A 26,961-nucleotide genomic window follows, 5' to 3' on the forward strand; every position below is an offset into this window, starting at 1 on the left:
TTAACATTACTTTGAGTGCTGCTCTTGAGTGCTGCTCGCGCGCCCGGTCATCCCAACCGAGGACTGCACGATCGTTCCAGTACATCGGTACTCCACCTTCACGGATCCTATTGGATCAACCCCCGCGAGTTCGACTATGTGCAAAGGAGCGCAGGTGCGATGAATCGAATCGACATACAGGCAAGGGAAGAACCCTGCTTCGACCTCGAGGTGACACATCCAGAGCACTTCCTCCGGGCACCCGTTAAGAATGTGAAAGCCAGCGTGGATCGAGTAACAGCCTAGCGCCGCCAATCCAAGTTTCTTCATTGTCGTTTCTAATTCAGGGCCGCTCGTGCCGGCCGAGCGCCTGCCTCTGGCAGAGGATGAACGTTTCATTGATGAAGACCGGCGTGCCAGGCGATCATCACTCAATCTCGCACGCGGCGGCCAGCGCGTCGGCACGACGGCGGAACTCGGCCGCGTCCGGGGAGCCCGCAACCGCGCCGGTAGCGGCATGGAGGTAGACATCTCCGAGCACTCCCAGCGTGCCTGTCGCGGGATAGGCCAGTTCGATGGGCAAGTGCCAAAAGAATGTGTCCGGATCAAAGGTGGCAGTAGTCACATGAACGGCTAGACCGACTTCACGATGCAACCAGCGATTGACAACCGCTATGGCATCCTCAGCGGTTGGGATAGCGAGTTGCGGAGCAGTCATTACTTCCATCTTGATACCTCCTTTCACCCGAGCCAACTTTCAATTGATGAGATTCTACTCTCGGAGATTGCAGCCCGCCACATTCGAGCCAAGAATTGTGGTTGCCCCGCCTTGCTCGTTTCGCCGATGAAGACGTTTGCGTCTAGCGGTGACGATCAGGCCGTCGAGCCGGACCAACCAAGCCTTTGGGCCGTGTGGTTCTCGCTCCTTTGGCGAATGAGCCTGCCGGCTGGCCACTTCTGGCCGCGTCTCTCCTTCGGATATAATCTCGCGGCGTTGAACCGCAGTTGAATACCACGGAGGATACCATGCCAGAAATGACCGGTGCGCAAGCGATGTTTGAGTTCATGGTGCGCGAAGGCGTCCGCTACGTCTTCGGCAATCCAGGCACCACTGAGCTGCCGTTAATGGACCTCTTCGCCGCGCGGGACGAGATCAAGTACATACTCGCGCTGCACGAAGATTCGGCGCTCGGCATAGCCGCCGGTTACGCCGAAGCTACGGGTAAGCCCGCGGTGGTCAACCTGCACACGAATCCGGGTCTGGCTCACGCGTTGGGGAATCTCTACAACGTCTATCGCGCGGGAACTCCGCTCATAGTAACCGCGGGACAACAAGACACTCGATCGATGATCGATGAGCCGCTGTTGTATGCCGACATGCTCGAGCTTGCGCGGCAACACACCAAGTGGTGCTGGGAGGTTCATCACGCGGCCGAAATACCCAGGGCGATGGCGCGAGCATTCAAGATCGCGCAGACCCCGCCGACCGGCCCGGTGTTTCTGTCGCTCCCGGTGAACGTTATGGAAGAGCGCGCCGAGATCGAATTGCCGCCGGTCACCCGAATCGGCTCGCGCATCCGAGGCGACCTGTCGAAGATCAAAGAAGCGGCGGCGGTGCTCTCGAACGCCACAAACCCCGTGATCATTTCCGGCGACGGCTGTGCCCGGTCAGGCGGGCTGGCGGAACTTGCCAGGCTTGCGGAGATGATTGCCGCGCGAGTTCACGCTGAGCCGTTGAACTCGCTGCTAGTCTTTCCAACCGGCCACCCGCTGTATGCCGGGCCGCTGTTCCCGAATGCGAAACAAACCCGAGCTTTGCTTGAAGGCGTCGACGTGATTTTGGCGATAGGCGTCAACAATCTCGCGCCTCTCGTCTACACGGGAACTCAGATGATTCCCGAGGGCGTGCGAATGATTCAGATCGATGCCGGCGATCACGAGCTTGGCAAGACCTACCCGGCGGAGGTTGCGATACTGGCCGACCCGAGATCGGCGATCGAAGAGTTGATCGAAGCGCTGGTTCCGTTCACGACCAGCCCTGCCGCGGAAATGATCTCACGCCGTCGCGAGATGATAACCGCGCACATTGCCCAAGCTCGGGCTAAGTTCGTTGAGCACGCTTCGGCGCCCTCAGGAGACGGACCGATGTCGCCTGCTTATGTGGCTCGCGAGATGCGCCAGGCTGCCGCGCAAGATGCAGTACTGGTCGACGAATCCGTAACGTCAACGGCATTCGTCAGGACGATCTTCCAATTGAACGAGCCGAACTCATTCTTCTACGCGAAGGGCGGCTCGCTCGGGTTGGGCTTGCCCGAAGCGGTCGGCGTAAAGCTGGCGATGCCCGGCCGGCAAGTCATATGCGCCGTCGGGGATGGAACGGCGCTTTACACGATTCAAGGGTTGTGGACCGCGGCCCGATATGGGCTTGCGGTCACGTTCGTGGTGTTCAACAACGCGAGCTACATGATTTTGAAAGGCGGGCTCGTTGCGATGAAAGGCGAGTCGGCTGAGCGAGGAGTCTTCGTCGGAATGGATATAACTGAACCTGAGATTGATTTCGTGAAGCTGGCGGAATCGATGGGCCTCGCGGCGCGGCGTGTCTCGAAGGCTGCGGAGCTTCGGCCGGCATTGGATTGGGCGCTTAGTGAAGGTGGTCCAACGTTGATTGATGTCGCGATAGCTCGAGATGTGCGCAGCGTGTTGCGCTGAGCATGGTGTCCAGACAACAAAACAGAAGTTCAGGTTGGGAACGGTGGCTTGCCCCCGCTCTTCTTGATGTGATCAGGATATCCAGGGTTGGACCACCAAGAGCGGGGGCAAGCCACCCTTCCAGACCCGTGATCCTGAGTCTCATGTCTTTACTTGGCGATTCTCTTTGCGGCGCGAAGACCGGCATGAAAGTATTCGGCCTTCCCAGAAGTTCTTCTCGGCGAAGCGGCCCCGTTGGTCCGGTAGGTCGGCTCACGCGGCCCGCTGGATCACCATCACCGTCAAGTCATCTCCCTTGGGTTGGCCCGCGCGGAATGATCGCGCATCGTCAAGACATGCCAGGGTCAGGGCTTGCGGCGCGAACGAGTGTTTGGCGCCGACCATTGTGGTCAACCGCTCCATCCCATATTCCGTGTCCAACGGATCGCTCGACTCGGTCAGCCCGTCGGTGTAAAGCAACAAGCTGTCACCCGGCTCCAATTGCAGCTCGCGGGCCGAGTACTGCTCACGGCAGAAGATTCCGATGGGAAGGCCCGTCGCCTCGATGCTCGTGACTTCACCCTTACGAATCAACAGCGGTGGACAATGACCCGCGTTGCATAGCTCGATCGCGCCCGACCGCCGCGCCCTCCCGCACACCAGCGTCGCGTAGTATGCCGGCATAGTCGCATCAGCAAAAACGTGGTTCGCTCGTTCAACCAATTGATCGACCGGCAAGTCGAGCGTTATCAGGCTGCGAAAGATAGCGTGAAGGTGGGCCATCAGCATCGACGCGGCTATGCCTTTCCCTGATACGTCGCCCAGGAGAAAGAACAGATCTCCGCTTTCGTTGGTAACCAGATCGCAGTAGTCGCCGCTCACCGGACCCGCCGCCTCGTAGTGGTAATAGGCTCGCCAGCCGTCCACGCTCAGGTCCTGAGTCGGAAGCAGCGAGTACTGCACCAGCGAGACGTTATCCAGATCGTTCTGGAGCGCGCGCTGTTCCTTGGCGTTCAAGCAATCGAGACAAAAGCGCGCGATGGGATCTTTGATCGCATCATCCTCGATCTCCTCATTACACGCTTCGCATATCCCGGCTGACCCGGCCTCCATTCTGTGCAGCGCTGAATCTACTTCTGAAAGGAGCGGGACAAGGTGAGAGCTGTCATCAAACTCAACGATGGCGGTTTCGAGCCTCTTGCGCCAATCGAGCAAATCCGAGCGAAGGTCTATTTGAGTAGACATTATTCTTTACTCCCTTCGAGGCAGTCGTTCTTCTGAGCTCAATCTCATTCGGGCGGCCCTTAATCTCGGCTGAATTTCCTCGGCTGAATTTCTTGAAGTCCGCTGTGTCGATTAAAACGAAAAAACGCGCTTAGCTGTTCCGCCCTAGGCACGATAAAGTCAAAGAATTTAGCGGTCGCGCAACCGCTGTGGGCGGCACAATTCCGGCTTCGCTAGAATGCTACGTCAGGGCTGAAATTGAGTCTATCCGCACCTTGCGCTCAAACCCGTGAGCCAGCCGTTTGCCGCGCGCTATTCCTCGACCAGACGCCTGGGGTCCTTCTTGTGTTTCGCGCGGCGGTCCTCGCGGGATTTCTTGTCTTCAAACTTTTTCGACGGCAAGATAGGCGCGCGCGGACGCGGCCGAAACTTGTCCTTTTCGATCGTTATCTTGTCCGTTTTCTTCTTTGGCACCGAGTCACATTATACGTCTCCGAAACACAATCAGGAATGCGGCGCGGTCCATATGGACTGCGGCGGCCCACCTCGACTCCTGAGTCGGCGAGCTTCCGCGTCTCTCTCCCTCCTGCTATGCTCTAGCACTATGAAACGCAATGCCACTCAACGTACGTTGATACTCGCGACGCTTGCGCTGATCGTCGCCGGGCTCGCGATCCCCGGTGTGGCCGCCGGCAACGACAAGCTCGCGAACATACCAAGGTCTGAGTATCGCGCTCGCCGTCAGAAGCTGCTCGAGCAAATCAAAGATGGCATCGTTGTTATGACAGGCGCACGCGAAGAAGATCTCGGCGAGGTCGGACGCTTCCGCCAGCGCAACGATTTTATGTACTTGACTGGCGTTCAGACTCCCGCGGCATATTTGATCTTCGTTCCCGCTGGCGTGATTCCGGGCAAGCCGCAACACGAGACGGTCTTTATTCCAGCGCGTGATATCAGACACGAACAGTGGACGGGCGTTCAACTCGGTCCGGGCCAGGACGCCGAACGTCTGTTCGGTCTCGAAGAAGTTGCGGCCTCAACTGCATTCAAAGAGCGGCTGAATCAGTTGCTCGCCGTGCCCGCCTCGGAAGGCAAGCCCTCGCCCAAGGTCTATACCGTGATTCCAGCCGGGCCGGGTTCGGATATCAGCCGCGAGAGCCGCTTTGTCGAGATGCTCCGCCAGACTTATCCGAAGAACGAAGTTACGGACGTGGCGAGGATCATCGCCGAGATGCGCAAGGTCAAATCGCCTTCCGAAGTCGAGCTGCTCCAGAAGGCTGTCGATGTTTCGATCGAAGGCCATCGTGAGCTGTTCCGCGTCATCAAGCCGGGGGCTTACGAATACGAAGCGCAGGCGGCCCTGGAGGCCGAGTGGACGCGGCGGGGCTCTGAACGACCGGGCTATCCCTCGATCGTCGGTTCCGGCATCAACGGCACGATCCTTCACTACAACGAGAACCGAAAGCGCATCGAGAACGGCGAGTTGGTCGTTGTTGACGCGGCGGCCGAGTACAGCTACTACACGGCGGACATCACCCGCACGTTTCCGGCTTCGGGTAAGTTCACACCGCGACAGCGCGAGGTATATCAACTGGTGCTCGACGCGCAGCGGGCAGCCGAAAAGGCGTTTGTGCCGGGCAAATCGAGCCTGGCCGATCTTCAACGCGCAGCGCGGGACGTGATGAAGTCCAGCCCCCTGCGCGACAAGCAGGGCAACACGCTCGACAAGTATTTCATTCACGGCCTTGGTCACTGGATCGGCATGGACGTGCACGACGTTGGGAGCTACGGTGTGTTGCCGGTCGGCTCGGTCTTCACTATCGAGCCCGGGATTTATCTCCCTGAGGAAGCCTTCGGAGTCAGGATTGAAGACGACTACTTGGTAACCGAGAAGGGGCTGGTGAAAATGAGCGCGAAGCTGCCGTCGGAGCCTGATGAGATCGAGCGACTGATGTCGTCGCGCGCGCGAGCGACCTCGCCGCGATAGGCTCGTGAACCGATATCCACTTTTATTATTGACCTCCGACTTTCATCTCATTAAGATTTCCGCAGTCGAAAGGCTCTCAAAGCCCCGCCAGTTAAGCCCCGGCTAAAAATCCAATGCAAGCTGTTCCGTCGCGAATCAGTTTGCCAGTGAGATCACATGGAAATCAAAGGCAGCATTCTCGAATCTCGTCTGCACTTCGTAAGAGACCGGTTCGGTCCAAAAGCGGTAGAGGACGTTTTATCCGCATTGCCCGCTTCGGACCAGGCCACGCTTCGAAAGCCGCTCAACTCCGCCGGCTGGTATCATTTTCAAACCGGCCAACACCTGGACGATGCCATCGTGCAAGTGATAGGGAGGGGCGACGCGCGGCTGTTTGAAGACATGGGTGCGGCATCGGCTCAGCAGAACCTGAGCGGCATACAGAAGTTCTACCTCGACCCCGGCAATCCGCAAGGCTTCATGCTGCGGGCGCCTTTGATCTACCACGTGTACTACGATAAGGGCTGGCGCGACTACAAACCCACCGGGCCGGCCACAGGCGTGATGACTACCTACGAAGCGGAAACCTACTCAGCGGCTGATTGCATGACCGTAATGGGCTGGTACAAGCAAGCTTTGAAGATGTGTGGCGCGAAGGACGTCGACATTGTGGAGGAAACCTGTCGAGCCAGGGGCGGAGAGTACTGCCGGTATTTGGTGAGCTGGCGATAGAAGCCAACCAATCTCACACGGATGACCCTCAATATGAGCGTCATCCGTGTTCCATTGCTACCCAACCGAAACGCCGGGTTCTTCCATGAACAGATACTTGCGCCACTCCCATCGCGACTCGGCAGCGTGGCGCATCGAAGCTCGCTCGATGCCGTAGGTCAAAGCAGCCGGATTTGCCAGCAGTGGCATCCGTGCTTCCTCGGGAGTGCGGTTGCCCTTGCGCTGGTTGCAAGCGAAGCAAGCGGCGCACAGATTGTCAGCCACGGTTCGTCCGCCGCGCGAACGCGGCAGAATGTGGTCGATCGTCAGGTCGAAAGGACCGCCCTTCATTCCGCAATATTGGCAGCGGTACCGGTCGCGCGCGAGAATTCGCGAGCGTTTGGTGCTCGAGCGTCCCTGTCGTCCTCTCACGTCCACATACGCGATCAGTCGAATGACGCTCGGCGCAGGAAAGACGAAGTGCTGCGAGCGAAGCACACGGTCGCCGTCCAGCTCGACCACCTCAGCCGAGCCTTTCCAGACCAGGCGGACTGCGCGAGGAGTGTTGACGATGCCCAGCGCCTCGTAAGAGGCGTTTAGCAGCAGAACTCTTCGTGTTAGCAACATAATCACTTCCGCTCAGGGTTCAGGGTTCCGAGTTCAGGGTTCAGAGTTCAGGGTGGGTTGAACCACCACCAATCATCAACCCTGAACTCGGGACCCTGAACTCGGAACCCTGAACCCTGAACCATTACATCGTGGAGCCGGCGACCAGATTCGAACTGATGTCTACTGCTTACGAGACAGTCGCTCTTCCCATTGAGCTACGCCGGCAAATCTGACCGACGACCGGAGACAACAGACCGTCGTCGGTCTTCGGTCGTCTGTCGTTAGTAGTCGGGGAAGGAATCGAACCTTCAACATCCGGTTTGTAGGACCGGCGCCATACCATTAGGCCACCCGACCAGAAAGAGCCTGGGAGCGCTGGCATCCTTGACTGCTTCTGTTTCGTTACTCCTCGCGCCAAACGGGCAGACAAGGATGCCTGCGCTCCCAGAGAGCCTCGTGTGAGAGTCGAACTCACGCTATCGGTTTGGAAGACCGAGGTCATAGCCGCTAGACCAACGAGGCTTGAGGTTCATAGTTCAAGCTTCAGCTTGCCCACGCACTGTGCAGCCTGAAGGCGGAACTCTGAACTTGCATATGGTTTAGAGTTCAAGCTTCAGCTTGCCCGTGCCCGCAGCCTGAACTCTGAACTTCTCGAGAGCTTCGTGCTGGATTCGAACCAGCGCTGCCGGTTTACAGGACCGGAGTCATAACCAACTAGACCAACGAAGCGCAGTGACTCCGGCGAGACTCGAACTCGCGCCCTTCGCTTTCGGAGAGCGACGCTCTTGATCCATCTGAGCTACGGAGCCGTATTCAAAAGCGCGGACGGCAGGACTCGAACCCGCATAGACTTGTTCCGAAGACAAGCGCCTGATCCATTCGGCCACGTCCGCAAGCTGCGAAGCCAGGGGTCGAACCTGGAGTCTCTCGGGTCAAAGCCGAGCGTGTTGCCAGTTACACCACTTCGCACCACTTCGCAAATATTGGTGGTTGGGGCCGGATTCGAACCGGCTTCCTCTGGAGCTTCACACCAGCGCTCTTCCTAATGAGCTTCCCAACCCTGATTCGAGGATTGAAGATCGAGGATGGACGATCGAGCATGGGTCTCGGGCAATCTTCCATCCTCCATCTTCTATCCTCGATCCTCAATCCTCTATCCTCCATCCTCAGTTTTCGGCATGGAACGGCAGCGCGGATCACGGCCGCCAGTTCCACACTGCTTCATTGCCGGACATCTCCGGCAAGTAAACTCCATCCACCTTGTCGCGCCGGACGAACTTCGCCAGGAAGTCGACCTCATTGCGACGCTCGCTTCCGCGGCCTTCGTTCGCCAACCGATTTCGCTCGACGCGCCACACAGCGCCTTCCACCTTATCCAGCGCGCCGTGAAACCCGAACTCACCGAGCCGCAGCAGGGCTCTCTCGATGCTCAGCGGCCCTCCCCGGTGGATCACCGCCGGCGTGATGAACCCGGCGGAATTGACCCGCGACACCAGTTCGTCGTAGATCGCGCGGCGGCTCCCAGTCATCAAGTCAAACGCGACGAATGGCTCGTGCCTCAACGAGTAGCGAGTGCCATGTGCTTGCATCAGCCATTCACCGCACAGACGCTCGCCGTCTTGCAGCACGAGCATGAAGCGGTCTTGATTCGCGTAAACCCACTCTGCGAATCTCCAGTGCTGTTCGTAAGGCGAACTGCCGGCCAGGTAGCCCGCCCGCGACAGCGGAAAAAGCATTCCATCAAGCCTCGCAACCGCGACGTTCGATCCATCCAGCTTCTCTTGAACGATGACCACGTCGTGGCGGTCACGAGGCTTCTCAGTCGCGATGCGCTTCTGACCCTCGTGGCACTTGTGATCGCCGGGGCCCATTCGCGAGCCGGGCAGATGCGCGATGTGACCGTAGCTCTTACCGCCAAGCGGCTTTCTGTTTTCTAAGTTCATCGCTGCGTCTCCCTCCCCCTAATGAGCTTCCCAACCGTGATCGAGAATCGAGGATTAAGGATCGAGGATCGAGGATCGAGGATCGAGGATCGAGGATCGAGGATCGAGGATTGAAGATCGAGCACCGACCTCGGGCAATCATTCTATTTTCAATCTTTCTATCGTCTATCCTCAATCCTCGATCCTCCATCCTAATCCTCGATCCTCTATCCTCGAGCCTTCTCCAGGTACCCGTTTGATACGACCTTCAAGCAGACACGGCCAATCTCAAGGTCGGTCCTCTCGCGCAAAGGTTTGACCACAATCCCTTCGCGAAAGTGTTGAGCTCCCGGAATCAAGCTCGGCCCTTCCGCAAGCGCAAACACCCGCTCCGCTTCGAACGGGATGTGAGTCGCGACCCGCGGCACCCAGGGCAACTCGGGCGCCAGATCGCAAGCCGCTTCAGCATCGACCCACTCGGCGCGATCGAGAATGTCGAATAAGGCCACTCTTATCTCGCCGGGTCTCGTGCCGTACTTCAAACGCTGCACGCTGCCGTAGACCTCGCCGTAAACCGTCATCTCCGGATTCCGTTCACAGAAGCCGGCGATCTCCGGACACTGGCCGAGAGCCTTCCACCAGAGGTTGTTCTCGTCGTACTTCTTCCACGTGCCCCGGCTGCCGGCGCGCATGCGGCCGCCGGCGTAGCAGAACCGTGCGTTCGCCCCGTGAATCTTCTCGGTGACCCACACCGGCTCGCCCTCGACGAACACGTGAGCGAATCGCCGTAGCGAGTCCACATCGTAGCTCGGATGGAATCCGGCGGGCGCGCCCTCTTCGTCGCCGCGAGCCATCAAAGGCAGCGGCGGCTCGTAGTGCGACACGCCGAGCAATTCCGCGACATCTTCGCCGAGTTGTGTGCCGTCGGGCGCCGGCATCAACAGACCCATCGACACAACCCCACGCAGCCGCTTGACTCGGATGCGTTCATGGCCGGCCAGAAAGGCGAACTCAGGCCGCGCGCTGTCTACAACCGAGTCCGGCGGTATGTAAGCGCCCAGCTCTATGCCGCGCCAATCCTCCGTGCGAACGCAGACGGTGTAGCCACCGAAGACCCGCACGACAGAGAGGCTATCCGCGTTAGGGTGCGGCTCGAGAATGACTCGAACCACTTCAACTTTGTGTGTGCTCTTTTCCATGACTTCTATCCCCGTTCCGCGCTGCCTTCTCGGCTCTGCCTTCCGCCTTCTGCCTTCTGCCTTCTGACTTCTGACTTCTGGTGGAGCGCTAGGGAATCGAACCCTACTCACCTTGCTTGCAAGGCAAAGTCGCCACCTTGGTACATGGCGCCCCATTTTCAAGTCGGGGTCCCGAGAGTCGAACTCGGACTCTCCTGCTCCCAAGGCAGGCGGCTTTCCATCAAGCCTTGACCCCGAAAAGCTCGGGCGGGAGGACTCGAACCTCCGCAAGTCCGGTTAACAGCCGGATGCTCTGCCTCTGAGCTACGCCCGAATGAACTCAAACGTCTACGTCCGACGGATTGGCGACATATCGCACTGTTCCGTGCGTCTCCTCGCTGATCCGCGACTCGCTTTCGGCAATCGCTCCATCGCACGACTCGTCCAACGAATCCCCGAACTCGGTTCGGCGTTCGTGTCGCGGATGGATCGCCTCGACATCCCACCGCCGGTCAGTCAGCAAGTCCACTATTCTGAATCGCGCCCCTTGTTTCATCGCTCACCTCAAATGGCTCGAGGCGGAATCGAACCGCCGGCGACCGACTTATGAGATCGGCGCTCTGCCGTCTGAGCTATCGAGCCGCAGAACACGACCGATGACCGATGACCAGCGACAGTAGCGGTCCCCCGTCTCCGGTCTCCCGTCGTCCCTTCAGAGCCCGCGGCGGGAATTGAACTCGCCACCTCTCGATTACCGATCGAGTGCTCCGCCATCTGAGCTTCGCGGGCAAAACTGATTTCGAATTGCGAATTTCGGATTTCGAATCTCTGGATTGGCCAAACCAATTCGCAATTCGAAATTCGCAATTACCAATCTCCTCATGGGCCGCGTGGGAGTCGAACCCACTACCTCTCGATTAAAAGTCGAGAACTCATCCTGATGAGCTTCCGGCCCAAGTAGTCCCGCCGAGATTCGAACTCGGATCACGCGGTAATCTGCCGCTTGCAGGGTATAAGGCTGCCGCTCTACCGTTGAGCTACGGGACTGTTCTAGAACAACTGATGCGCCCGTAGGGACTCGAACCCTCCTCCCAGGTTTAAGAAACCTGTGCTTCGCCATCAAAGCTTCGAGCGCACAGCGCTGGCGGCAGGATTCGAACCCGCGTTGACTGCTTTAGAAGAGCAGCGCCTTCGTTCCGCTCGGCCACGCCAGCATTCATAAATCAGCGGGATCGACGAGATTCGAACTCGCGTAGTCTTGATCGACAATCAAGTGCCTGTGCCTCTCGGCCACGACCCCGATGGCGGCGATGGCGAGACTCGAACTCGCTAGGACTGAGTTGAGAACCCAGGCGCTCGACCGCTTTGCATTCATCGCCGTGTATACCGCCTCCAGGAGTTGAACCTGGACTCTTCCGCTAATCGGGCGGACGTGTTGCCAGTTACACCAAGGCGGCGTGCTTCTCTCGGACGTAGCGCACGCCGCCTGGCTTGCGTTTCTTGGTTTTGATCGCGGCCCTCCGGACGCAAGCCGGCGGCGTGCGCTACGTCTGTGCTTCAAAGAACTGGCTCCGGGAGAAGGCCTCGAACCTTCACTCTCCGATTTCAGAGACCGGCGTGTTGCCACTTACACCATCCCGGAACTAATAGCCTTGCATCATTCGTCCTATCGGTTCCTATTTCATCCTATGTCCCGCGAAACCAAGGGTGACTGGAGAGAGTCGAACTCTCTAAAAGCGGTTCCACAGACCGCCCCCGAGCCGTTTGGGTTCAGCCACCACTAAGCAGGGATGGAGAGACTTGAACTCTCTAAGCCAGGCTTGAAAAACCTGTCGCTCGACCGCTTTGCATTCATCCCCGTTTCAAACATCGATGCGGGAGAGGAGAATCGAACTCCTAAGACGCTCGGTTTAAGCGAGCGATGTCTGCCTGTTGCATCACTCCCGCGAAAGTTCTGAGTTCAAGCTTCAGCTTGCCTTCTGCGCCAGTAACCTGAAGGTTGAACTCTAAACGCTGGTAGCGGAGTCCGGAGTCTCACCGGATGATTTGCTGGTTATGAGCCAGCCGAGCCTGGTTCCTGCTCCATCTCCGCATCAAGAGCACGCGGTGAGATTCGAACTCACGATGACCGGTTTTGCAGACCGGCGCCTTAACCAACTTGGCTACGCGTGCGACAACGTTTGGAGCTTCGTGCGGGAATCGAACCCGCGCTTTCGCCATGGCAAGGCGACGTCATTCCACTAGACCAACGAAGCGGCTTCCGAATCTCAAATCTGAAATCTGGAATCCGAAACCTGCAATTGATGTGGTGCTGGCGGAAGGATTCGAACCTTCACCAAACTGGGTTTGAGCCAGTCACCTCTACCGATTGGGTCACGCCAGCACACAATCACGCATCACGTTTCACGCATCAATGTTGGTACCGGCGGAGGGATTCGAACCCTCATCAACTGGTTTCTAAGACCAGTGCCTCTGCCAGGTTGGGCCACGCCGGTACATTCGAGGACCGCCGTGTTGCCAGTTACACCATGCTCCCGAGTAGCACAGACTTCAGTCTGTAGTGGCGCAGGACTTCAGTCTGTGGACAGTCCGCCCGCTAACGAGATTCCACAGACTGAAGTCTGCGCCACGTATGCTGAGCGAAGGAATCGAACCTCCAATGACCGCTCGGGTCGCCTGATCTACAGTCAGGTGCAATGCCACTCTGCCAGCTCAGCGTTTCGAAGATCTTGCTTCTATTCAATTGTCAAAAAACAAAAGGAGCGAGTCCTTCCGCACACAAAGCGCAGAAACGGCCCGCTCCTTTTGTCTCTTTATCGAACTGGTCTTTGAGATTTTGGGAGCGGGAATCCGCTCCCGCTGGATCAACGCTGCCGTCGTGAACAATCGGAGAACCTGTGTTCTGCCGATTTCGTGATACCTATGATATTCACGTAACTCAGCGTATTGACGCCTAATGATGGCGCGCTCGGGCAGGCGAGCCCAAAGGACGCACGTGACCGCCACGCCGCAATGCGCGTCATCGATCTTGTGTTTTGTCCCTTGAACATCATCGAACTAATTCTCCTCAGCACGAATGAAACCATAAACGAGTCTTGCGGAATTTACAAGAACTATTTTTTCCGAAGTATCTTTTACGTTGCTCCTCGCGATAAGTTCCATCCGCAACGAACCTGTAGGGGCGTTCCGTTTATCTCCTTTAATGGTGCTTGCTCGACTGTCGGTTCGAGCGCTTGCCCCGTCTTCCGCCTGCGCCCTCAGTTCCCTTCAACGAAGCAAGCGGCCACAAGCTGTACTCAATCCTCGCGAGCCCAGCGCCGACAACCGCGCCGACTACTTCTGCCGACGGCTTGTAGCACAGCGCTGATTCATCAATCGGCACGTGGCCATCGACGTTCACAAGGATTCCCGCAGCCGCGTACTCATCATCAATCTTGCGCTGATTCAAAGTTCTCCCAGCTTCGCCTCTCGACATTCGCCGGCCTGCGCCGTGGTTCACTGAGTAAGCGCTTCGCACCGCGCCCGCCTCGGGCCGCAGCACGTAGCTCCAGTCTTTGTTCGAGCCGGGAATCAACACCGGATGACCCGTGTGCTCCCACATCGTTCCTTCAAGCGCCGGATGCCCCGCGGGAAAAGCTCGAGTCGCGCCCTTGCGATGCACCCACACCTCGCCGAACTCCGGGTGCCATTCCTTCTGGACGAGATTGTGAGAAATTTCATAGATCAACTCCATCTCGCCGCCAAACACCTTCTCGAACGCTTCGGCTACCTGTTCGAAGATGATCAAGCGGTTGATGATCGCAAAGTTGCCGCCCGCCGCCACCGCGTTCAAGTAGCTGCGATAGTGCTCCGACTCCGGTGTGAAGTAGCCAAGATCAAGATCCGTGATGACCTCAGGCTTCTCCGCGCGCGCCAAGTCGAAGTAGTTAGTCGCCAGTCCGTGTCCCCAGCCTCGCGAGCCGGTGTGCGCTTGCACGAACAGCGTGCCCGTCTCTTCGCAACGCTGCAGCTCGATGAAGTGGTTGCCACCACCGAGCGAGCCAAGCTGCGAGAACCCACGCTCGGGCCTGCCTCGGGCACCAATCGGCGGCTGCCAGTCATCATCAACCGGCAGACGGTGACGTTCAGCACGTGAGCGATCGAACGTTGCGCCGTACTTTTCGACGTAGCACTCGGCGCCTCCGTGAACAAGATTATCGAACTCATGTCGATCAACAGTGCCAAGCTTGAAGCTCTTTCCGCCGGCGCCGAGGTCAACACGCTTCATCACCTCGCGATTGAACTCGAGTCTTCGCTCAGGCGTGGCGGCATCGACCGGAACGTCACTCTTTGCGCTGACCATCCCGCAGCCGATGTCGTAGCCTACGGGCCCCATCGCGATCGCCCCGTCCCGCGAGTCCGTCAAGATCACACAGCCCACGGGCACGCCGTAACCGTAGTGAACGTCGGGCGTGATGACCACGAGCTTCACGCCAGGGAACCGAGTCGCGTTGATGATCTGGCGATAGAGAATGTCTTCGGCGTCTGCCAGAAGTCGCGGCGTAAGAAACATTCTCACCGGCACATCGCGAGTGTCCTCAGTGCGCAGTTCGTAGTAACCCTCGCCATTCCACCGAGCGAGAAGTTTCCAGTTGTGCGCATTTGCGAGGTCATTGCTTTCTTTCCTAGCCCCTCGCATAACCAGCCCGTTCTCTAGCGTGCCTCTCATCCCTTTTCCAATCTCGCTGGGACCAACTCGCGTGCAGACGCAAAACAGCCTCGTTCACTCGGAGCGATTGCACCCAAGCTCAGCGAGCAGCGTCCTCACGCGTTCCTCCATTTCAGACTGTACCTCGACGGAATCTTCTAAGAGCAACTTCAAGTCCTGAGCCGCGTTAGTCATTTCTGGTGAATGTGTTCCAAAATCCTTAGAGATGAGAGCCACCTCGAGGCAGATCATCTCGTATCCTTTGCTAAGGACCTCAAGCTGGCCGCTCACCTCCTGTGCTTCGGGATCACGCCGATTAATGAACAAGCATGAGAACTCAGTTGGGGTGAGCGAGCTGCTAGTAAGCTGCGACCCAGTGCCACCGTGCACATCAAAACTGCTCAAGATGTCATATAGCAGCGAGGCAGCCTTATTTGTTTCGAACGCCTCGAATCTGTTCCCAAATCCGAAGGCCCTCCTGTACTCTTTGCTCTTCGGCCCCTTGGCTAGCGCCTCCACCTTTGCTGGATCGCGCCAGATATGCGCAAGTACTCCGGTGCTTTCCAGGCCCCGTCGCAGTACTGTCCCGGCTTCAGAAAGCACGCCGCGCAATGCTAGGTAAGGAATCAAGTTGATATCTTTCCAAAGTGCGACCATCAAAATACCCGTCCATAACTCAGCCATTTCCTGGCGCGCCCGGCCAAACCTGATTGGAATCTGCTCAAAGAGCGCCTGCTGACAATGCGGCAAGTACTCATTCGCCCAATGATAGTAAACCAGAATCTCTGCCCCCTTGTGGGCGTTGGCGGAGGCGAAGAGGCGATCACAAAACAGCCGGTCGGCTGAGAAAGTTCCAGTCAATTGATCGATTTGTCTGACAACGAACTCATGACATCTGACCTCCCTTAGCAAGTAAGTCCTCGACTAAACGTAGCGCCTCGTTGAGCTCGATCATTTCAGTACCATTTTGATCGGTGCGCCGCAACGCATTTAGGGCTTGCTTGATCGTCTCACAAGTGCGCCGCCTTTCGGCTCGCCTTACCTGTTGCCATGATTCTACGATCTTACCTCTCACGTGATGTTTGACTTCGTCGCGTTCCTGCTTGTTTGCTGGTTGGGCTTCCATCACCTCATCCATGATCTCCTGAGCGTAAACGTCAGCCATCTTTGACATAGCTTCTTACCTCCCCTTATTCTTAATTTTCGCATACTGGGGGAAGCGTTTCGGCTCGCGTGCCCTCCATGATCGTCCAAAACTCCTTCGCTCAACACTTACCGACCCTTGTCCCTCTTGATTCTTAAACGCTTGGCTCGAACGGTCTCTTGACGTACACTCACGACAAAGGAGCCCAAACCATGATCGCACAGGAAGACACCATTGAAACCGAAACACCGACATCCCTAATTGAGATTCGCGAATTCATGAAACTCCCAATCGAAGAGCGGCGTCGAATCCTCGCACAGCAAGCCGAGCAAATGGTCGAACACTACGAGGAAGAATCGGCTCGCCGCGAACGCGAGCTATGGCAGGGTGGCGATATTGTCGAGTATGAACCGACTACAAACCGATGACTTTGAGCCGCCGAGCGTGCTATATTGCGTAAGCTATGAGTCCGAGCATTGCAATTCTTTCGGCCGCAGTCACAGTGTTTGCGCTGGTGCTCTCCATTTTTGGCGCCTCGTGGCTCAATCAACGGAATACCGAAAAGCTCGTTGAGCATTTAGGTCAGCGTCTTGATCAGCGAATAGATTCATTGGAAAAACGTTTTGACCAGCGCCTGGACTCTATGGACCAACGCTTAGACCGTATTGAACGCCAGTTAGAAGCTATCTTCAAACCCTCGCTACCCAAATGAGTCTTGGGGATTAGTTAGCCGTCTGCTCGATCATTGAGCATCCCTAGCTTGTTTCGCGCAAAGACGCCAAGTCGCAAAGACCGCAAAGTTGCTGATTGAATTCTTCGAGCACGAAGTTCCACCTACCCCGCTGATAAACCCCGTCCTGCAGGGTCGAAGAATCCCTTGAACCCACCACGAGCCCTGGCAATTCCAGGCAGAGTCGCTTGACCTCTGCTGCTCACTCCGTATAGTAAGCAGACACCATACTGATTGAAGAACAACCGGCCGAACTTCGACGGAGGATAGATCAACCGAAAGGGGCTGTTCTGAAAACCGCATCGGAGCATCACTATATGACAGCAGCCGCGCGGCAAATGACTATTCGCGAAGTTCTGCAACTGAAGCCTGTTCGGCGGCTCTGGTTGGCGCAGATGGTCAGCGTGTTCGGCGATTTTCTGGCGATATTCGCAGTGCTCAGCTACGTCTCATTCAACCTGCACGCTACGGCGGCCGAAGTCACCGGGATCAGTGTGGCATTCATGATCCCCTTCGCTGTGATCGGACCAGTGGCCGGCGTCTTCGTCGATCGATGGAACGTCAAACGCACGATGATCGCGAGCGATCTGATTCGCGCCGCGCTCGCAGTCGGGTTGGTCTTCACCGCGACCCTTGGCCAGGTTTACGCAATTCTTTTCCTTCTGAGCGTGGTTTCGGCATTCTTCTTCCCGGCGCAGACGGTCACCTTGCGGACGGTTGTCCCGCCTGAAGGTTTGTTGGCGGCAAACTCGCTAACTCAGCAGGCTTTCCAAATCATGCGCATAGTGAGTCCAGCCCTCGCGGGAGCTATGGTCGGGTGGTTTGGGGCAAGTTCGTGTTACTACATCGATAGCCTCAGCTTTATCGTTTCGGCATCCCTGATCGCGACGTTGGTGATCGCGCGCGCGCCGGTGGCGCCAACGAAAGACAGCCACCCGCTCAAATCGGTGCTGAACGATTTGATGGCGGGAGTGACGTTCATCTTCACGGACGCGACAATTTCGTTCGTGATCATGGCGATGGCCGCCGGCATGTTTGCAATCTCATGCTTTGGGCCGCTTATCGCAGTCTATGTCCGCGATGAATTGCATGCGGGTTCGTTAGCCTTCGGCATCATCAACGCGCTGATCGGCGTGGGAATGATCGCCGGGACGTTGCTGATGAGCCGTTTCGCTCAAAAGGTTTCGAAGACTCATCTGGCGCTGTGGGGTCTGTTGACGATGGGAGCGTTTGTGGTCGTGTTGGCGGCCTTCAAAAGCATCGCCGCTGCTTCAATCAGTATGTTCGGGGTTGGCGTCGGCGTGGTGTTCGTGTTCGTCTCGGCGCAAACGCTGATGCAGGGACATACGCCGATAGAGTTGATCGGACGCGTCAGCGGCAGTTTCATGGCGGTGTTATCGATTGCGCAACTGATAGGCTTGGTCTTCTCTGGTTCGCTGGCGCAGACGCTTGGCATCAGGAATCTGTTTTACCTCAGCGCGGCTATGCTCTTGTTGATTACAGTCTTCGGCTACTTCCGCCTGCCGCAGCAGCCGGCGATGAGCCCGGCAACGGCAGAGCAACAACACGGCGACTAGCACGCGCTGACCCGCGGTCGCCAGGCGGCCGCAATGCGGTTCGGGAGACTCCGTTAATGAATATTGCGATCCTCGTTTATCCTGGTATGACGGCACTCGATGCAATAGGTCCCTACGAAGTGCTAAATGGGATTCCGGATGTCGAGCTTCAGTTCGTGTGGAAAACAATCGGACCCGTCATGACCGATAGTGGAGTATTAGCCATCGGCGCCACGCATACTTTTGATGAAATTAAGCGGGCCGACATTGTGGTTGTGCCCGGCTCGTCTGCTGACACAGTGACGATGATGGCTGATTCGCAGGTTCTGATGTGGCTCAAAGAAATTCATTTGACGACTCGCTTCACGACATCCGTGTGTTCGGGAGCGCTCATTCTAGCGGCGGCTGGGCTCTTGAAAGGCTTGCCTGCGACAACCCATTGGGCAGCAATGTCCGCGCTTCGCAAGTTCGGGGCGGAACCAATGCCGAACGAACGAGTCGTTCAGTCTGGAAAGATCATCACCGCCGCGGGGGTGTCGGCCGGCATCGATATGGCGCTTCATCTGGTCGCACAGGTTTGCGGAGAGGAACGTGCGCGGATTATCCAACTGTTGATCGAATACGACCCGCGTCCCCCGTTCGATTCAGGGCACATGAGTAAGGCGGATACCAGGATAGCGGAGACTGCTCGATCGGAGATGTCCCGGCGCGCCGCCAATCCCAGGAATCTCGTTTCAGTCCCAAAATTGTTGGCTAGTCAATGGCTCGCCAGGATCACACACCGATAGACTCGGCCAAAACGGAGATCGGCGCGCGCTCAAAAAGCGCGCCTGCGGTTGCCTTTGACTTGTTCGATCACTCAGGAGGACAAAGATGCACAGCCACAAACGCTTCGCTCTTACTGCATTCCTATTGTGCGCGCTTTTCGTCAACGGAGCCGTAGCGCGTCAGCCCGCGCTTGCCACTGATCCGATCGAGCAGGCATCTGCTCGACTGGTGGGTTCGATACTTGTGAATGGTTACTCGATGGACTATCTCCGGGGCCTGACCGATCAGTTCGGGGGACGACTCACCGGATCGGCGGCTTATCAGCGCGCGGCCGAATGGGCGGCCGAACAGTTTCGAGCGGCGGGCATCAAAAACGTCAAGCTTGAGCCGTGGGCCATGCCTAGCGGATGGGAGCGAGGCTGGGCGCGCGGGCGCATGACTAAACCGCTGGATCGGCCCCTCCATATCCAATCGCTTGGCTGGGCGCCTTCGACGCCGCCCGGTGGCGTAACCGCCGAAGTGATCATCTTCAGCGACCTCGATCCCAAAAAGATCAAAGCACAGGCCGACAAGCTCAAAGGCCGCGCGGTCATGCTCGATCTCGCAACTATCTTTGCGGATGGCTTCAGTGCTTTCGCGAAACTCATCGACGCGCTTCCGCTCTTTAAAGAAATCGGTACCGCGGCGATCATCGTGTCTGATGGCGAGCGCAACAACGTCCTGAACGCGTTCGGGTTCACGTGGGGAGGTCAGATGAGCCCGTTGCCGATCGCCCAAGTTGGAATGGAAGACGGGAAGCTGATCGAGCGGCTGCTGGCAAAAGGTCCGGTGACGATCGAGTTCGCTTACGAGAACAAGACCAGCGGGCCGATGCAGGTCAACAACGTCATCGCCGAGATTCCGGGCCGCGAGAAACCCGATGAATGGATCATCATCGGCGCGCATCTGGATTCGTGGGACTACGGCACAGGCGCGCAGGACAACGGGTCCGGGTGCGCGATGGTGTTGGAAGCTGCTCGCGCGCTTGCGGCGATGAGTCCTCCGCGACGATCCATCAGATTTGCGTTGTGGGGCGGCGAAGAAGAAGGGTTGCTGGGCTCGGCCGCTTATGTGAAAGCTCACAAGGCCGAGCTTGGCCTGTGCGTAGCGGCCCTCAACACCGACAACGGCGCCGGGCATCCCAAGGGTTGGAAGCTCGAAGGCCGAAAGGATCTGGCAGAGGCAATGACGACGATCAGCAATTCTCTGCTCGAAGGTCTCGGCGCAAGTGGAAGGTCGCAGGAGACGACGTTTGACACAGATCACGGGCACTTCATGCTCGAAGGCATTCCGGCGCTCGACCTGTGGGTTGATATGTCGCACTACGGAGAGATTCATCATAAGAGCAGCGACACGATCGACAAGGTAGACGCTCACAGCCTGGCGGCCGGCGCGGCGGTCATAGCAGTCACCGCGTACGCGATCGCGGAAAGACCCGAGCCCATTGCGCCCCGCATCGACCGGGCAGCAGTCACAGAGATACTCAAGAAAGCCAAGCTCGATGGTTTCCTGAAAGCGATTGGTCTTTGGAATTGAGGACTGGAATAGAGGAGTCGCGCAAAGATAAAAGACTTTATTTGAATTGGCCGAATCGTTTTAGAAGCTGGTAGATGTCGAGCGCCGTGCCCACCAATCCCAGCACCAGCCCAACGATGAACCACAGAGGCGAAGTCACAAACTGCTTATCGATCCACCAGCCGATCAGTGCGGGGATACCTATCATCCACGGGATCGCCAGCGCCAACCCGACGGTTCCGACCGCTTGACGCCAGCTTATGCCGCCGCTTTGCGTTTGGCTATCGTCTGAGTCTTTGGGCTGCTCGGTTTGCGTCTCTGCCTCTTTGTCTTTGCGGTCCTCAACGAGGCGGCCTAATCGGCTCGTTGCCCGGCTCGTTGCCCGGCTCGTTGTCCGGCGCGTTCGGAAGGCCGCGCCGTTGATCGCTTCCAGATTTGCCGGCGCCTTGCTGGTAAGAGTAGGTCTTCAGTCCCGGGCTGATGCCCGCGCTTTGCGTCAGGCTGATGAGCCGCTGAGGGAATACGCCGATGTACAGCACCAACACAGCGGCCACACCGAGGGCCAGGCGAAGCGAAGGCGCCAGCTTGACCGGTTGGGGATCGGTCTCATCCTCGATGTACATTGCTTTGATGAAACGGATGTAATAATACAACGACACCACGCTCATCAACACCGCCAGTATTGCCAACCGCACGAGCCACGGGTTGCCCGTCTCGATCAGACCGGCGAACAAATAGAACTTGCCGATGAATCCCGCCGTCGGAGGTATGCCTCCAAGCGACAGCAAGAAGATCGTCATCATCACAGTCAGCCACGGGGCTTTCTTCATCAAGCCCTTCAGGTCGTCGATTCGATCGCCGACGATGCCCCGACGCCGAAGCGCGATGATACAACCGAAAACACCCAGGTTCATGATCGTGTAAATGAAAAGATAGATGATGAAGCCGGTATAGCCGGTTTCATTGCCGGCGACGATTCCCAACAGCGTGTAGCCCGCGTGCGAGACCGATGAATAAGCCAGCAGCCGTTTGGTGTTGTTCTGGGTCAGCGCCGCGAGGTTGCCCCACACGATCGTGATAGCGGCCACCACTCCCAACAACACGGCCCAACCGGGAAGCCCGGGAATGTTGTTGGCCGCATCGCCCGCGAGTGAGCCGCGCAGATCGGGAAGACCATAAAGAAACAATCGGCCGAACATCGCGAAGCTTGCGGCTTTCACGCCGACAGACATGAAAGCAGTGATCGATGTAGGCGCGCCCTCGTACGCGTCGGGCGCCCACATGTGAAACGGAACGGCGGCGACTTTGAAGAACATTCCGGCGGCCATCAACACCACCGCCAGCATTAACAGGTAGCGCATGTCGGGTGCTGCCTGCGCGCCGAATGGATTGAAGGCTGGAGAAGCAACGATCGGAATCGCGGTGGCGATCTTGGCGAGATTTGTCGAGCCGGTCAGCCCGTACAACATCGAGATGCCGTACAACAACACGCCGGACGAAAAAGCTCCCAGCAGGAAGTACTTCATCGAGGCTTCGTTCGACTTCTGATCGCGGCGGAAGTAGCCGACCAGTATGTAGACCGATACGGCCATCAACTCGAGGGCGATGAACAACGTCAGCAAGTCCACGCCCGAGGCCATGAACATCATCCCGATAACAGAGAAAAGTATCAGCGAATAGTACTCGCCTCGCTGTTCGCCTTCCAAATCGAGATACTTTATCGAGAGCAGTATCGACAGCGCCGCGCCGATCAGAAACATCGACTTGAACACGACTGCGTAGTTGTCGAGCACGATCATGTCGTAGAACGCAGTGCGCGGCGCGCCCTTGGTTACTATTTCGGTGTACAGGATCCAGAGTGAGACAAACGCGAAGCCTACTCCCGCCAGCGAGACCCACGCCACCACTCGCTTACGGTTGCGCGGGAGCATCACGTCGAGCACGAGCGCGGCGCAGGCGAACAGCGTGAGGATGCCTTCAGGCATGATGAACTGCGCAGCCTGCAGCGCGATGGTTTGAAAGTCAGTAGCCTGCATAAGAATGGTTCCGAGTTCCGGGTTCCGAGTTCAGGGTTTCGGGTCAAGGATTCGCAGGCTCAACCCGGAACCCTAAACCCGGAACCCGGAACCTTACTTTTGTTGTTCTTCGGCGATCTGTGGCCGCTGTGCAGCATTCTTGAAATAATCCGGTTCAACCTGAGCCACGACCACGTTGGTTTGCGGCTCGATGTACGAGAGCAGCGGCTTCGGATAGATGCCAATCCAGAAAATCAAAAGGATCAGCGGCGCGAACTGCCACGCCTCGCGCGCGTCCAGGTCCTTCAAGCCCTCGTTGGCTTTGCTTACCTGACCGAAGAACACTCGTTGGTAGAGCCAGAGCATATAGGCCGCGCCGAGGATAATTCCAACGGCCGCGAACACTGCCCACGCGGGCTTTGCTTCGAATGCGCCTCGAATAGTCAGGAACTCGCCAATGAAGTTGTTCATCAGCGGCAAACCTAACGACGAAAGGGTGACGACCAGGAATATCGTCGAGAAAGTCGGCATCACGTGAGCCAGCCCGCCGAATTGGGCGATCTCATACGTGTGCCGCCGTTCGTACAGAATGCCCGCCAGCATGAACAGCGCGCCGGTCGAGATCCCGTGGTTGATCATCTGCAGCACCGCGCCGTTGATGCCGTGTGGATTGAACGCGAAGAGTCCCAACATCACGAAACCGAGATGCGAGACCGATGAGTAGGCGACCAGTTTCTTGACGTCCTTCTGCGCCATCGCCACCAGCGCCCCGTAGATTATCCCGATGATCGAGAGCACAACCATCACTTGGCGCACGGTCGGATCTTTGGCGGCGTCGGGGAAGATCGGCAGCGAGAATCGCATGAAGCCATACGTGCCCATCTTCAGCAAGACGCCCGCCAGTATCACCGAACCCGCGGTGGGCGCGTCATAGTGCGCATCCGGCAACCACGTGTGGAACGGGAACATCGGCACCTTGATCGCAAATGAAAGCCCGAAGCCTATGAACAGCCAGATCACAAGGCCGAGTCCGAACACCGCCTTGATGTGCGGCCCGATCGCGGTCATCGCGGTGATGTTGAATGAGCTGTGAACGTATCCGGACGCAAGCGGCCGATTCGTTTGCGGATCGATGCCGTCAGCGCGCTTCATCGCATCGAGCGCCATGTTGAGCATTGCCTCGTTCACCTGCCCCCGGCGTTCGGGATCGGCGACGCTGCACGCGGCAAGCTGGCGCGCGGTCGCTTCAACAGCGGGGCGCTGGGCTTTGACTACATCGGGGAAGATGAAGAAAAGCTTCAGCACCGCCAACAGCATCACCACCGAACCGGCTAGCGTATACAGGAAGAACTTGATTGCCGAGTATAGCCGGTTCTTGCCGCCCCAAATGCCGATCAGGAAGTACATCGGCACGAGCATCACTTCCCAAAAGATGAAGAACAAAAACAGGTCGGCTGAGACGAACGCTCCGAGCATGCCGCTTTGAAGAAGCAGCATCATTATGTAGTACTCTTTTTCGCGGCCTTTTTCGCGGATGTAAGCCCACGAACAGATGACCGAGACTACTCCGAGCAGAGTCGTCAGCATTACCAGCACGAGCGCTAGCCCATCGACGCCGAGTTGATAACGCGCGCCGATCAGCGGGATCCAGTCGTGGTCCTCGATGAATTGCAATCCGCCGTAGGCGCGGTCGTATCCGTTGCCCCACCCGAAAAAGCCGGTAACAAGCGGAATCGAAATCAAGAAGCACAGCCCGATCCACATGTTCGCGAACCCGCGGATGCTGTTGTTCTTGGCGCGGTTGAAAAACAGAAGCAAGATAGCGCCAACCGCCGGGAGCCACGTCACCCACGAGAGGATGCCGATGCCGAAAATTTGCATGCGACCAGGCATAGCCAGAGTCTCCTCGTCACCTATTTATGGGACCTATAAGACCTAAAGGACCTATTTCCCAGTAAAGCCCCTTATCGTCGTCGTTATCGCCGGGTAAACGTAGTAGAGCAAGATGACAAACAACCCCGCAGCGAACAGCAAAGCGTAGTTCTGCCAAAGGCCGGTCTGCGCCGCGCGCAGCACGTACGAGCCGGCCCTCGCGATCCAGCCCGTTGCATTCACCGCCAGGTCGATCACCCACTTGTCCCACAAGCCGGTGACCTTCGCCCAAAACCTGGTCATCCAGCCCGCGCCGTTCACGCCGCCATCGACTACCTTCGCGTCAACTGCCCAGAGCGCGTCGTCGATCGTCTTGACCGCTTCGACTCCCTTCACGTCGAGCAGGTAGTCCCAATACCATTTGTTGAAACTGAGCGTGTAAAGCGGACGGAGTTTGGCGGCCCAAATCCCTGGAAGGTCCGGCCGCTTAACGTAGAAAACGCGGCCCAGGTAGATGCCGCCAGCAGCAATCGCAAGCGATAGCAACATCAGCAAGTATTCTTTCGAGTCAACGGGTTCGTGAGCTGATTCGGCGTGAGCGGCACTCGATTCAGCGGCAGACGCGGCCGCAGGGTTCGTTCCAGGAGCCGCTGTTGTGCCGTGAGACGCGGTGGCCGGTGCTGCGTGTACTTTCACGATGACCGGTTCAAGCCAGCGCTCGAACAGGTTGAGGTTCGCTCCGCCAGTCAGCGCGTGCGGGATGCCGACCCATCCTACGACCAGCGAGCCCACCGCCAAAACGATAAGCGGGAGCGTCATGCTGCGAGGCGATTCGCGCGGCTCAACAGGGCCGTGATGGTCACCGTGAGAGTCGTGGCCCTCGCCGTGAACCTTGCGGAATCGCTCTTCGCCCCAGAACGTCAGCCCCATCAAGCGAGTCATGTAAAACGCGGTCATTCCGGCGGTGATGAATCCAACCAGCCATAGGATCCAGCCGCCCCCGAAGACGCTTGTGGAAAAAGTCTTCCAAAGAATTTCGTCTTTGGAGAAGAACCCGGCGAACGGAATGATGCCGCATATCGCCAGCCATCCCATCAGCATAGTCTTGTAGGTAACCGGGAGATACTTCTTCAAACCTCCCATTCGCGGCATCTCTTGTTCGTGGTGCATTGCGTGAATCACCGAGCCCGATCCGAGGAAGAGCAGCGCTTTGAAGAACGCGTGGGTGAACACGTGAAAAATCGCCCCGATGAACGCGCCTACTCCAGCGCCCAAAAACATGTAGCCGAGCTGCGAGACAGTCGAATAAGCCAGAACTTTCTTGATGTCGGTTTGGGTTATGCCAATCGTCGCGGCGATGAAAGCGGTCAGGCAGCCCACCAGCGCTACTATCATCATCATCGTGACCGATCGCTGAAAGATGAAGTTTGTGCGGGTCACCATGAACACGCCGGCGGTCACCATCGTCGCGGCGTGTATCAGCGCCGAGACCGGCGTAGGTCCGGCCATCGCATCCGGGAGCCAGATGTAGAGCGGTATCTGCGCGCTCTTGCCGGTCGCGCCGATGAACAGACCAAGCGCAAGCCACGACATCAATCCGAATTGCCAGAGATGTTCTTGTGGATAAGCGGCCGAAAGATTGGCGACGTCGTGAAACTGAAGCGTGCCGAACGTCGCAAACACGCCGGCAATGGCTAACACCATTCCGAAGTCGCCGATGCGGTTGACGACAAATGCTTTCTTCGATGCCTCCGCGGCTTCCTGTCTGTCGAAGTAGTACCCGATCAAGAGGTATGAGCAAAGCCCGACGCCTTCCCACCCTATGAACATGATCATGAAGTTCGAGCCCATCACCAGCAGCAGCATCATGAACATGAACAGGTTCAGGTAGGAAAAGAACCGATAGTAGCCTTTGTCGCCGCGCATGTAACCGGTGGCGAATACGTGAATCCAGAAGCCGACAAAGGTAACGATGAACATCATCACCAGCGAGAGCTGATCTATTTGGTAGCTCCACTCGATGTCGAAGTTGGAAAGCGAGCCGGCCTGCTGGCCCTGGGAGTTGCGCGCCAGGCCGCCCGGCAGCCACGTGAACGAATGCGGGAAGCCGCCGTCTTCTTTGCTGGTGATGTAGGGCTTGTCTTCGTTCGCCGGATTGTAGCTCCAGTGGTATTCGTAGAAGGCTCCAAGCGTGAGCAACAACGAAGCGAGGATCACGCCGCACGCGATAACCGAGACGGTCTTCTCGCTGAGCCGGAGCTTACGGCCCAAGAGGAAGTTGATCAAAAATCCCACGAGCGGAAGAACTGGAATGAGCCAGACAAGTTTCAGCATAAGAACGTTCGGGGTTCAGGGTTC

23 protein-coding genes and 28 tRNA genes are annotated in these 26,961 nt (G+C 57.6%); 8 read left to right on the forward strand and 43 right to left on the reverse strand.

The window, feature by feature from the left end:
- Nucleotides 1-6: 6 nt before the first annotated feature.
- Nucleotides 7-309, reverse strand: coding sequence for a hypothetical protein (locus AABO57_17905; protein ID MEK6287622.1), 303 nt, complete (start codon nt 307-309; stop codon nt 7-9).
- Between the two features lie 97 nt (nt 310-406).
- Nucleotides 407-706, reverse strand: a complete 300-nt coding sequence (locus AABO57_17910; GenBank protein ID MEK6287623.1) for a hypothetical protein — start codon at nt 704-706, stop codon at nt 407-409.
- A 299-nt stretch (nt 707-1,005) separates the two neighbouring features.
- Between AABO57_17910 and AABO57_17915 the strand changes: the two genes are divergently transcribed.
- Nucleotides 1,006-2,688 (forward strand): thiamine pyrophosphate-binding protein, encoded by a 1,683-nt coding sequence (locus tag AABO57_17915; GenBank protein ID MEK6287624.1) that lies wholly within the window; start codon nt 1,006-1,008, stop codon nt 2,686-2,688.
- 252 nt (nt 2,689-2,940) lie between these two features.
- Here the strand turns inward: AABO57_17915 and AABO57_17920 are convergent, their stop codons facing one another.
- Entirely contained in the window at nt 2,941-3,912 is a 972-nt protein-coding gene (locus AABO57_17920; GenBank protein MEK6287625.1) for a SpoIIE family protein phosphatase, read from the reverse strand.
- A gap of 291 nt (nt 3,913-4,203) precedes the next feature.
- Nucleotides 4,204-4,365: a hypothetical protein gene (locus tag AABO57_17925; GenBank protein MEK6287626.1), complete on the reverse strand. Its 162-nt coding sequence runs from the start codon at nt 4,363-4,365 to the stop codon at nt 4,204-4,206.
- 130 nt (nt 4,366-4,495) lie between these two features.
- Between AABO57_17925 and AABO57_17930 the strand changes: the two genes are divergently transcribed.
- Nucleotides 4,496-5,878: a Xaa-Pro peptidase family protein gene (locus tag AABO57_17930; GenBank protein ID MEK6287627.1), complete on the forward strand. Its 1,383-nt coding sequence runs from the start codon at nt 4,496-4,498 to the stop codon at nt 5,876-5,878.
- 156 nt (nt 5,879-6,034) lie between these two features.
- Nucleotides 6,035-6,589, forward strand: a complete 555-nt coding sequence (locus AABO57_17935; protein MEK6287628.1) for a TIGR02265 family protein — start codon at nt 6,035-6,037, stop codon at nt 6,587-6,589.
- A gap of 57 nt (nt 6,590-6,646) precedes the next feature.
- Here AABO57_17935 and AABO57_17940 read toward each other — a convergent pair whose 3' ends face one another.
- The 35 genes from AABO57_17940 to AABO57_18110 form a co-directional block, all read right to left on the reverse strand.
- Entirely contained in the window at nt 6,647-7,195 is a 549-nt protein-coding gene (locus AABO57_17940; GenBank protein MEK6287629.1) for an HNH endonuclease, read from the reverse strand.
- A gap of 132 nt (nt 7,196-7,327) precedes the next feature.
- A tRNA-Thr gene (locus tag AABO57_17945) sits at nt 7,328-7,402 on the reverse strand.
- Nucleotides 7,403-7,462: 60 nt separating this feature from the next.
- Nucleotides 7,463-7,534: transfer RNA gene (locus AABO57_17950), tRNA-Val, on the reverse strand.
- Between the two features lie 93 nt (nt 7,535-7,627).
- A tRNA-Gly gene (locus AABO57_17955) sits at nt 7,628-7,699 on the reverse strand.
- 134 nt (nt 7,700-7,833) lie between these two features.
- Nucleotides 7,834-7,906: transfer RNA gene (locus AABO57_17960), tRNA-Thr, on the reverse strand.
- 4 nt (nt 7,907-7,910) lie between these two features.
- Nucleotides 7,911-7,986: transfer RNA gene (locus AABO57_17965), tRNA-Arg, on the reverse strand.
- Between the two features lie 11 nt (nt 7,987-7,997).
- Nucleotides 7,998-8,070 (reverse strand) — tRNA-Arg (locus AABO57_17970).
- A gap of 3 nt (nt 8,071-8,073) precedes the next feature.
- Nucleotides 8,074-8,146 (reverse strand) — tRNA-Gln (locus tag AABO57_17975).
- Between the two features lie 15 nt (nt 8,147-8,161).
- Nucleotides 8,162-8,237 (reverse strand) — tRNA-Phe (locus tag AABO57_17980).
- A 136-nt stretch (nt 8,238-8,373) separates the two neighbouring features.
- Nucleotides 8,374-9,120: an RNA ligase family protein gene (locus tag AABO57_17985; protein MEK6287630.1), complete on the reverse strand. Its 747-nt coding sequence runs from the start codon at nt 9,118-9,120 to the stop codon at nt 8,374-8,376.
- A 206-nt stretch (nt 9,121-9,326) separates the two neighbouring features.
- Complete coding sequence (locus AABO57_17990) at nt 9,327-10,298, reverse strand: RNA ligase family protein (protein MEK6287631.1); 972 nt, start codon at nt 10,296-10,298, stop codon at nt 9,327-9,329.
- 78 nt (nt 10,299-10,376) lie between these two features.
- A tRNA-OTHER gene (locus AABO57_17995) sits at nt 10,377-10,452 on the reverse strand.
- Nucleotides 10,453-10,461: 9 nt separating this feature from the next.
- Nucleotides 10,462-10,534: transfer RNA gene (locus AABO57_18000), tRNA-Pro, on the reverse strand.
- A gap of 5 nt (nt 10,535-10,539) precedes the next feature.
- A tRNA-Asn gene (locus AABO57_18005) sits at nt 10,540-10,611 on the reverse strand.
- Between the two features lie 6 nt (nt 10,612-10,617).
- Nucleotides 10,618-10,833 carry a hypothetical protein gene (locus AABO57_18010; GenBank protein MEK6287632.1) on the reverse strand — a complete coding sequence of 72 codons (216 nt, stop codon included), beginning with the start codon at nt 10,831-10,833 and terminating at the stop codon, nt 10,618-10,620.
- Between the two features lie 13 nt (nt 10,834-10,846).
- Nucleotides 10,847-10,919, reverse strand: a tRNA-Met gene (locus AABO57_18015).
- Between the two features lie 74 nt (nt 10,920-10,993).
- Nucleotides 10,994-11,066 (reverse strand) — tRNA-Thr (locus AABO57_18020).
- Nucleotides 11,067-11,159: 93 nt separating this feature from the next.
- Nucleotides 11,160-11,232 (reverse strand) — tRNA-Lys (locus tag AABO57_18025).
- A gap of 3 nt (nt 11,233-11,235) precedes the next feature.
- Nucleotides 11,236-11,324: transfer RNA gene (locus AABO57_18030), tRNA-Ile, on the reverse strand.
- 16 nt (nt 11,325-11,340) lie between these two features.
- Nucleotides 11,341-11,412 (reverse strand) — tRNA-Lys (locus tag AABO57_18035).
- Between the two features lie 4 nt (nt 11,413-11,416).
- Nucleotides 11,417-11,491 (reverse strand) — tRNA-Arg (locus tag AABO57_18040).
- Nucleotides 11,492-11,504: 13 nt separating this feature from the next.
- Nucleotides 11,505-11,577: transfer RNA gene (locus tag AABO57_18045), tRNA-Asp, on the reverse strand.
- Between the two features lie 2 nt (nt 11,578-11,579).
- Nucleotides 11,580-11,656: transfer RNA gene (locus tag AABO57_18050), tRNA-Glu, on the reverse strand.
- A 5-nt stretch (nt 11,657-11,661) separates the two neighbouring features.
- Nucleotides 11,662-11,734: transfer RNA gene (locus AABO57_18055), tRNA-Ile, on the reverse strand.
- 109 nt (nt 11,735-11,843) lie between these two features.
- A tRNA-Gln gene (locus tag AABO57_18060) sits at nt 11,844-11,919 on the reverse strand.
- Nucleotides 11,920-12,062: 143 nt separating this feature from the next.
- Nucleotides 12,063-12,136, reverse strand: a tRNA-Glu gene (locus AABO57_18065).
- Between the two features lie 14 nt (nt 12,137-12,150).
- Nucleotides 12,151-12,224 (reverse strand) — tRNA-Leu (locus AABO57_18070).
- Nucleotides 12,225-12,375: 151 nt separating this feature from the next.
- A tRNA-Cys gene (locus AABO57_18075) sits at nt 12,376-12,449 on the reverse strand.
- A 9-nt stretch (nt 12,450-12,458) separates the two neighbouring features.
- Nucleotides 12,459-12,532 (reverse strand) — tRNA-Gly (locus AABO57_18080).
- Nucleotides 12,533-12,583: 51 nt separating this feature from the next.
- Nucleotides 12,584-12,660 (reverse strand) — tRNA-Leu (locus AABO57_18085).
- A gap of 34 nt (nt 12,661-12,694) precedes the next feature.
- A tRNA-Leu gene (locus AABO57_18090) sits at nt 12,695-12,772 on the reverse strand.
- Nucleotides 12,773-12,910: 138 nt separating this feature from the next.
- Nucleotides 12,911-12,994 (reverse strand) — tRNA-Tyr (locus tag AABO57_18095).
- A gap of 482 nt (nt 12,995-13,476) precedes the next feature.
- Nucleotides 13,477-14,985 (reverse strand): RtcB family protein, encoded by a 1,509-nt coding sequence (locus tag AABO57_18100; GenBank protein ID MEK6287633.1) that lies wholly within the window; start codon nt 14,983-14,985, stop codon nt 13,477-13,479.
- A 54-nt stretch (nt 14,986-15,039) separates the two neighbouring features.
- Nucleotides 15,040-15,825 (reverse strand): hypothetical protein, encoded by a 786-nt coding sequence (locus AABO57_18105; protein MEK6287634.1) that lies wholly within the window; start codon nt 15,823-15,825, stop codon nt 15,040-15,042.
- A 25-nt stretch (nt 15,826-15,850) separates the two neighbouring features.
- The gene (locus AABO57_18110) at nt 15,851-16,138 is read right to left on the reverse strand and encodes a hypothetical protein (protein MEK6287635.1); all 288 of its coding nucleotides are present in this window, start codon (nt 16,136-16,138) and stop codon (nt 15,851-15,853) included.
- Between the two features lie 182 nt (nt 16,139-16,320).
- Between AABO57_18110 and AABO57_18115 the strand changes: the two genes are divergently transcribed.
- The 5 genes from AABO57_18115 to AABO57_18135 all read left to right on the forward strand — a co-directional run bounded on the left by AABO57_18115 (nt 16,321) and on the right by AABO57_18135 (nt 20,737).
- A complete protein-coding gene (locus tag AABO57_18115) occupies nt 16,321-16,536 on the forward strand; it encodes a hypothetical protein (GenBank protein ID MEK6287636.1) in 216 nt (71 codons plus the stop codon).
- Between the two features lie 35 nt (nt 16,537-16,571).
- A complete protein-coding gene (locus AABO57_18120; protein ID MEK6287637.1) occupies nt 16,572-16,820 on the forward strand; it encodes a hypothetical protein in 249 nt (82 codons plus the stop codon).
- 335 nt (nt 16,821-17,155) lie between these two features.
- Complete coding sequence (locus tag AABO57_18125) at nt 17,156-18,415, forward strand: MFS transporter (GenBank protein MEK6287638.1); 1,260 nt, start codon at nt 17,156-17,158, stop codon at nt 18,413-18,415.
- 56 nt (nt 18,416-18,471) lie between these two features.
- Entirely contained in the window at nt 18,472-19,182 is a 711-nt protein-coding gene (locus AABO57_18130) for a DJ-1/PfpI family protein (GenBank protein MEK6287639.1), read from the forward strand.
- An 85-nt stretch (nt 19,183-19,267) separates the two neighbouring features.
- Nucleotides 19,268-20,737, forward strand: coding sequence for a M20/M25/M40 family metallo-hydrolase (locus AABO57_18135; protein MEK6287640.1), 1,470 nt, complete (start codon nt 19,268-19,270; stop codon nt 20,735-20,737).
- A gap of 37 nt (nt 20,738-20,774) precedes the next feature.
- Here the strand turns inward: AABO57_18135 and AABO57_18140 are convergent, their stop codons facing one another.
- The 4 genes from AABO57_18140 to nuoL form a co-directional block, all read right to left on the reverse strand.
- Nucleotides 20,775-20,945: an AtpZ/AtpI family protein gene (locus AABO57_18140; GenBank protein MEK6287641.1), complete on the reverse strand. Its 171-nt coding sequence runs from the start codon at nt 20,943-20,945 to the stop codon at nt 20,775-20,777.
- A gap of 112 nt (nt 20,946-21,057) precedes the next feature.
- A complete protein-coding gene (locus AABO57_18145) occupies nt 21,058-22,752 on the reverse strand; it encodes an NADH-quinone oxidoreductase subunit N (GenBank protein ID MEK6287642.1) in 1,695 nt (564 codons plus the stop codon).
- A 93-nt stretch (nt 22,753-22,845) separates the two neighbouring features.
- A complete protein-coding gene (locus AABO57_18150) occupies nt 22,846-24,624 on the reverse strand; it encodes an NADH-quinone oxidoreductase subunit M (protein MEK6287643.1) in 1,779 nt (592 codons plus the stop codon).
- Nucleotides 24,625-24,675: 51 nt separating this feature from the next.
- The gene (gene nuoL, locus AABO57_18155; GenBank protein ID MEK6287644.1) at nt 24,676-26,937 is read right to left on the reverse strand and encodes an NADH-quinone oxidoreductase subunit L; all 2,262 of its coding nucleotides are present in this window, start codon (nt 26,935-26,937) and stop codon (nt 24,676-24,678) included.
- Nucleotides 26,938-26,961: the final 24 nt, after the last annotated feature.

This window comes from Acidobacteriota bacterium, from assembly GCA_038040445.1.
Lineage (GTDB): Bacteria > Acidobacteriota > Blastocatellia > UBA7656 > UBA7656 > Onstottus_A > Onstottus_A frigus.

Bases quoted from the DNA above. Each gene is read 5' to 3' on its own strand.
- AABO57_17920 (MEK6287625.1), bottom strand. From the start codon at position 3,912: ATGTCTACTCAAATAGACCTTCGCTCGGATTTGCTCGATTGGCGCAAG.
- AABO57_18130 (MEK6287639.1), top strand. From the start codon at position 18,472: ATGAATATTGCGATCCTCGTTTATCCTGGTATGACGGCACTCGATGCA.
- AABO57_18145 (MEK6287642.1), bottom strand. From the start codon at position 22,752: ATGCAGGCTACTGACTTTCAAACCATCGCGCTGCAGGCTGCGCAGTTC.
- AABO57_18135 (MEK6287640.1), top strand. From the start codon at position 19,268: ATGCACAGCCACAAACGCTTCGCTCTTACTGCATTCCTATTGTGCGCG.
- AABO57_17940 (MEK6287629.1), bottom strand. From the start codon at position 7,195: ATGTTGCTAACACGAAGAGTTCTGCTGCTAAACGCCTCTTACGAGGCG.
- nuoL (MEK6287644.1), bottom strand. From the start codon at position 26,937: ATGCTGAAACTTGTCTGGCTCATTCCAGTTCTTCCGCTCGTGGGATTT.
- AABO57_17905 (MEK6287622.1), bottom strand. From the start codon at position 309: ATGAAGAAACTTGGATTGGCGGCGCTAGGCTGTTACTCGATCCACGCT.
- AABO57_18010 (MEK6287632.1), bottom strand. From the start codon at position 10,833: ATGAAACAAGGGGCGCGATTCAGAATAGTGGACTTGCTGACTGACCGG.
- AABO57_17930 (MEK6287627.1), top strand. From the start codon at position 4,496: ATGAAACGCAATGCCACTCAACGTACGTTGATACTCGCGACGCTTGCG.
- AABO57_17935 (MEK6287628.1), top strand. From the start codon at position 6,035: ATGGAAATCAAAGGCAGCATTCTCGAATCTCGTCTGCACTTCGTAAGA.
- AABO57_18110 (MEK6287635.1), bottom strand. From the start codon at position 16,138: ATGTCAAAGATGGCTGACGTTTACGCTCAGGAGATCATGGATGAGGTG.
- AABO57_18120 (MEK6287637.1), top strand. From the start codon at position 16,572: ATGAGTCCGAGCATTGCAATTCTTTCGGCCGCAGTCACAGTGTTTGCG.
- AABO57_18125 (MEK6287638.1), top strand. From the start codon at position 17,156: ATGACAGCAGCCGCGCGGCAAATGACTATTCGCGAAGTTCTGCAACTG.
- AABO57_17990 (MEK6287631.1), bottom strand. From the start codon at position 10,298: ATGGAAAAGAGCACACACAAAGTTGAAGTGGTTCGAGTCATTCTCGAG.
- AABO57_18115 (MEK6287636.1), top strand. From the start codon at position 16,321: ATGATCGCACAGGAAGACACCATTGAAACCGAAACACCGACATCCCTA.
- AABO57_17910 (MEK6287623.1), bottom strand. From the start codon at position 706: ATGGAAGTAATGACTGCTCCGCAACTCGCTATCCCAACCGCTGAGGAT.
- AABO57_17985 (MEK6287630.1), bottom strand. From the start codon at position 9,120: ATGAACTTAGAAAACAGAAAGCCGCTTGGCGGTAAGAGCTACGGTCAC.
- AABO57_18100 (MEK6287633.1), bottom strand. From the start codon at position 14,985: ATGAGAGGCACGCTAGAGAACGGGCTGGTTATGCGAGGGGCTAGGAAA.
- AABO57_18150 (MEK6287643.1), bottom strand. From the start codon at position 24,624: ATGCCTGGTCGCATGCAAATTTTCGGCATCGGCATCCTCTCGTGGGTG.
- AABO57_17915 (MEK6287624.1), top strand. From the start codon at position 1,006: ATGCCAGAAATGACCGGTGCGCAAGCGATGTTTGAGTTCATGGTGCGC.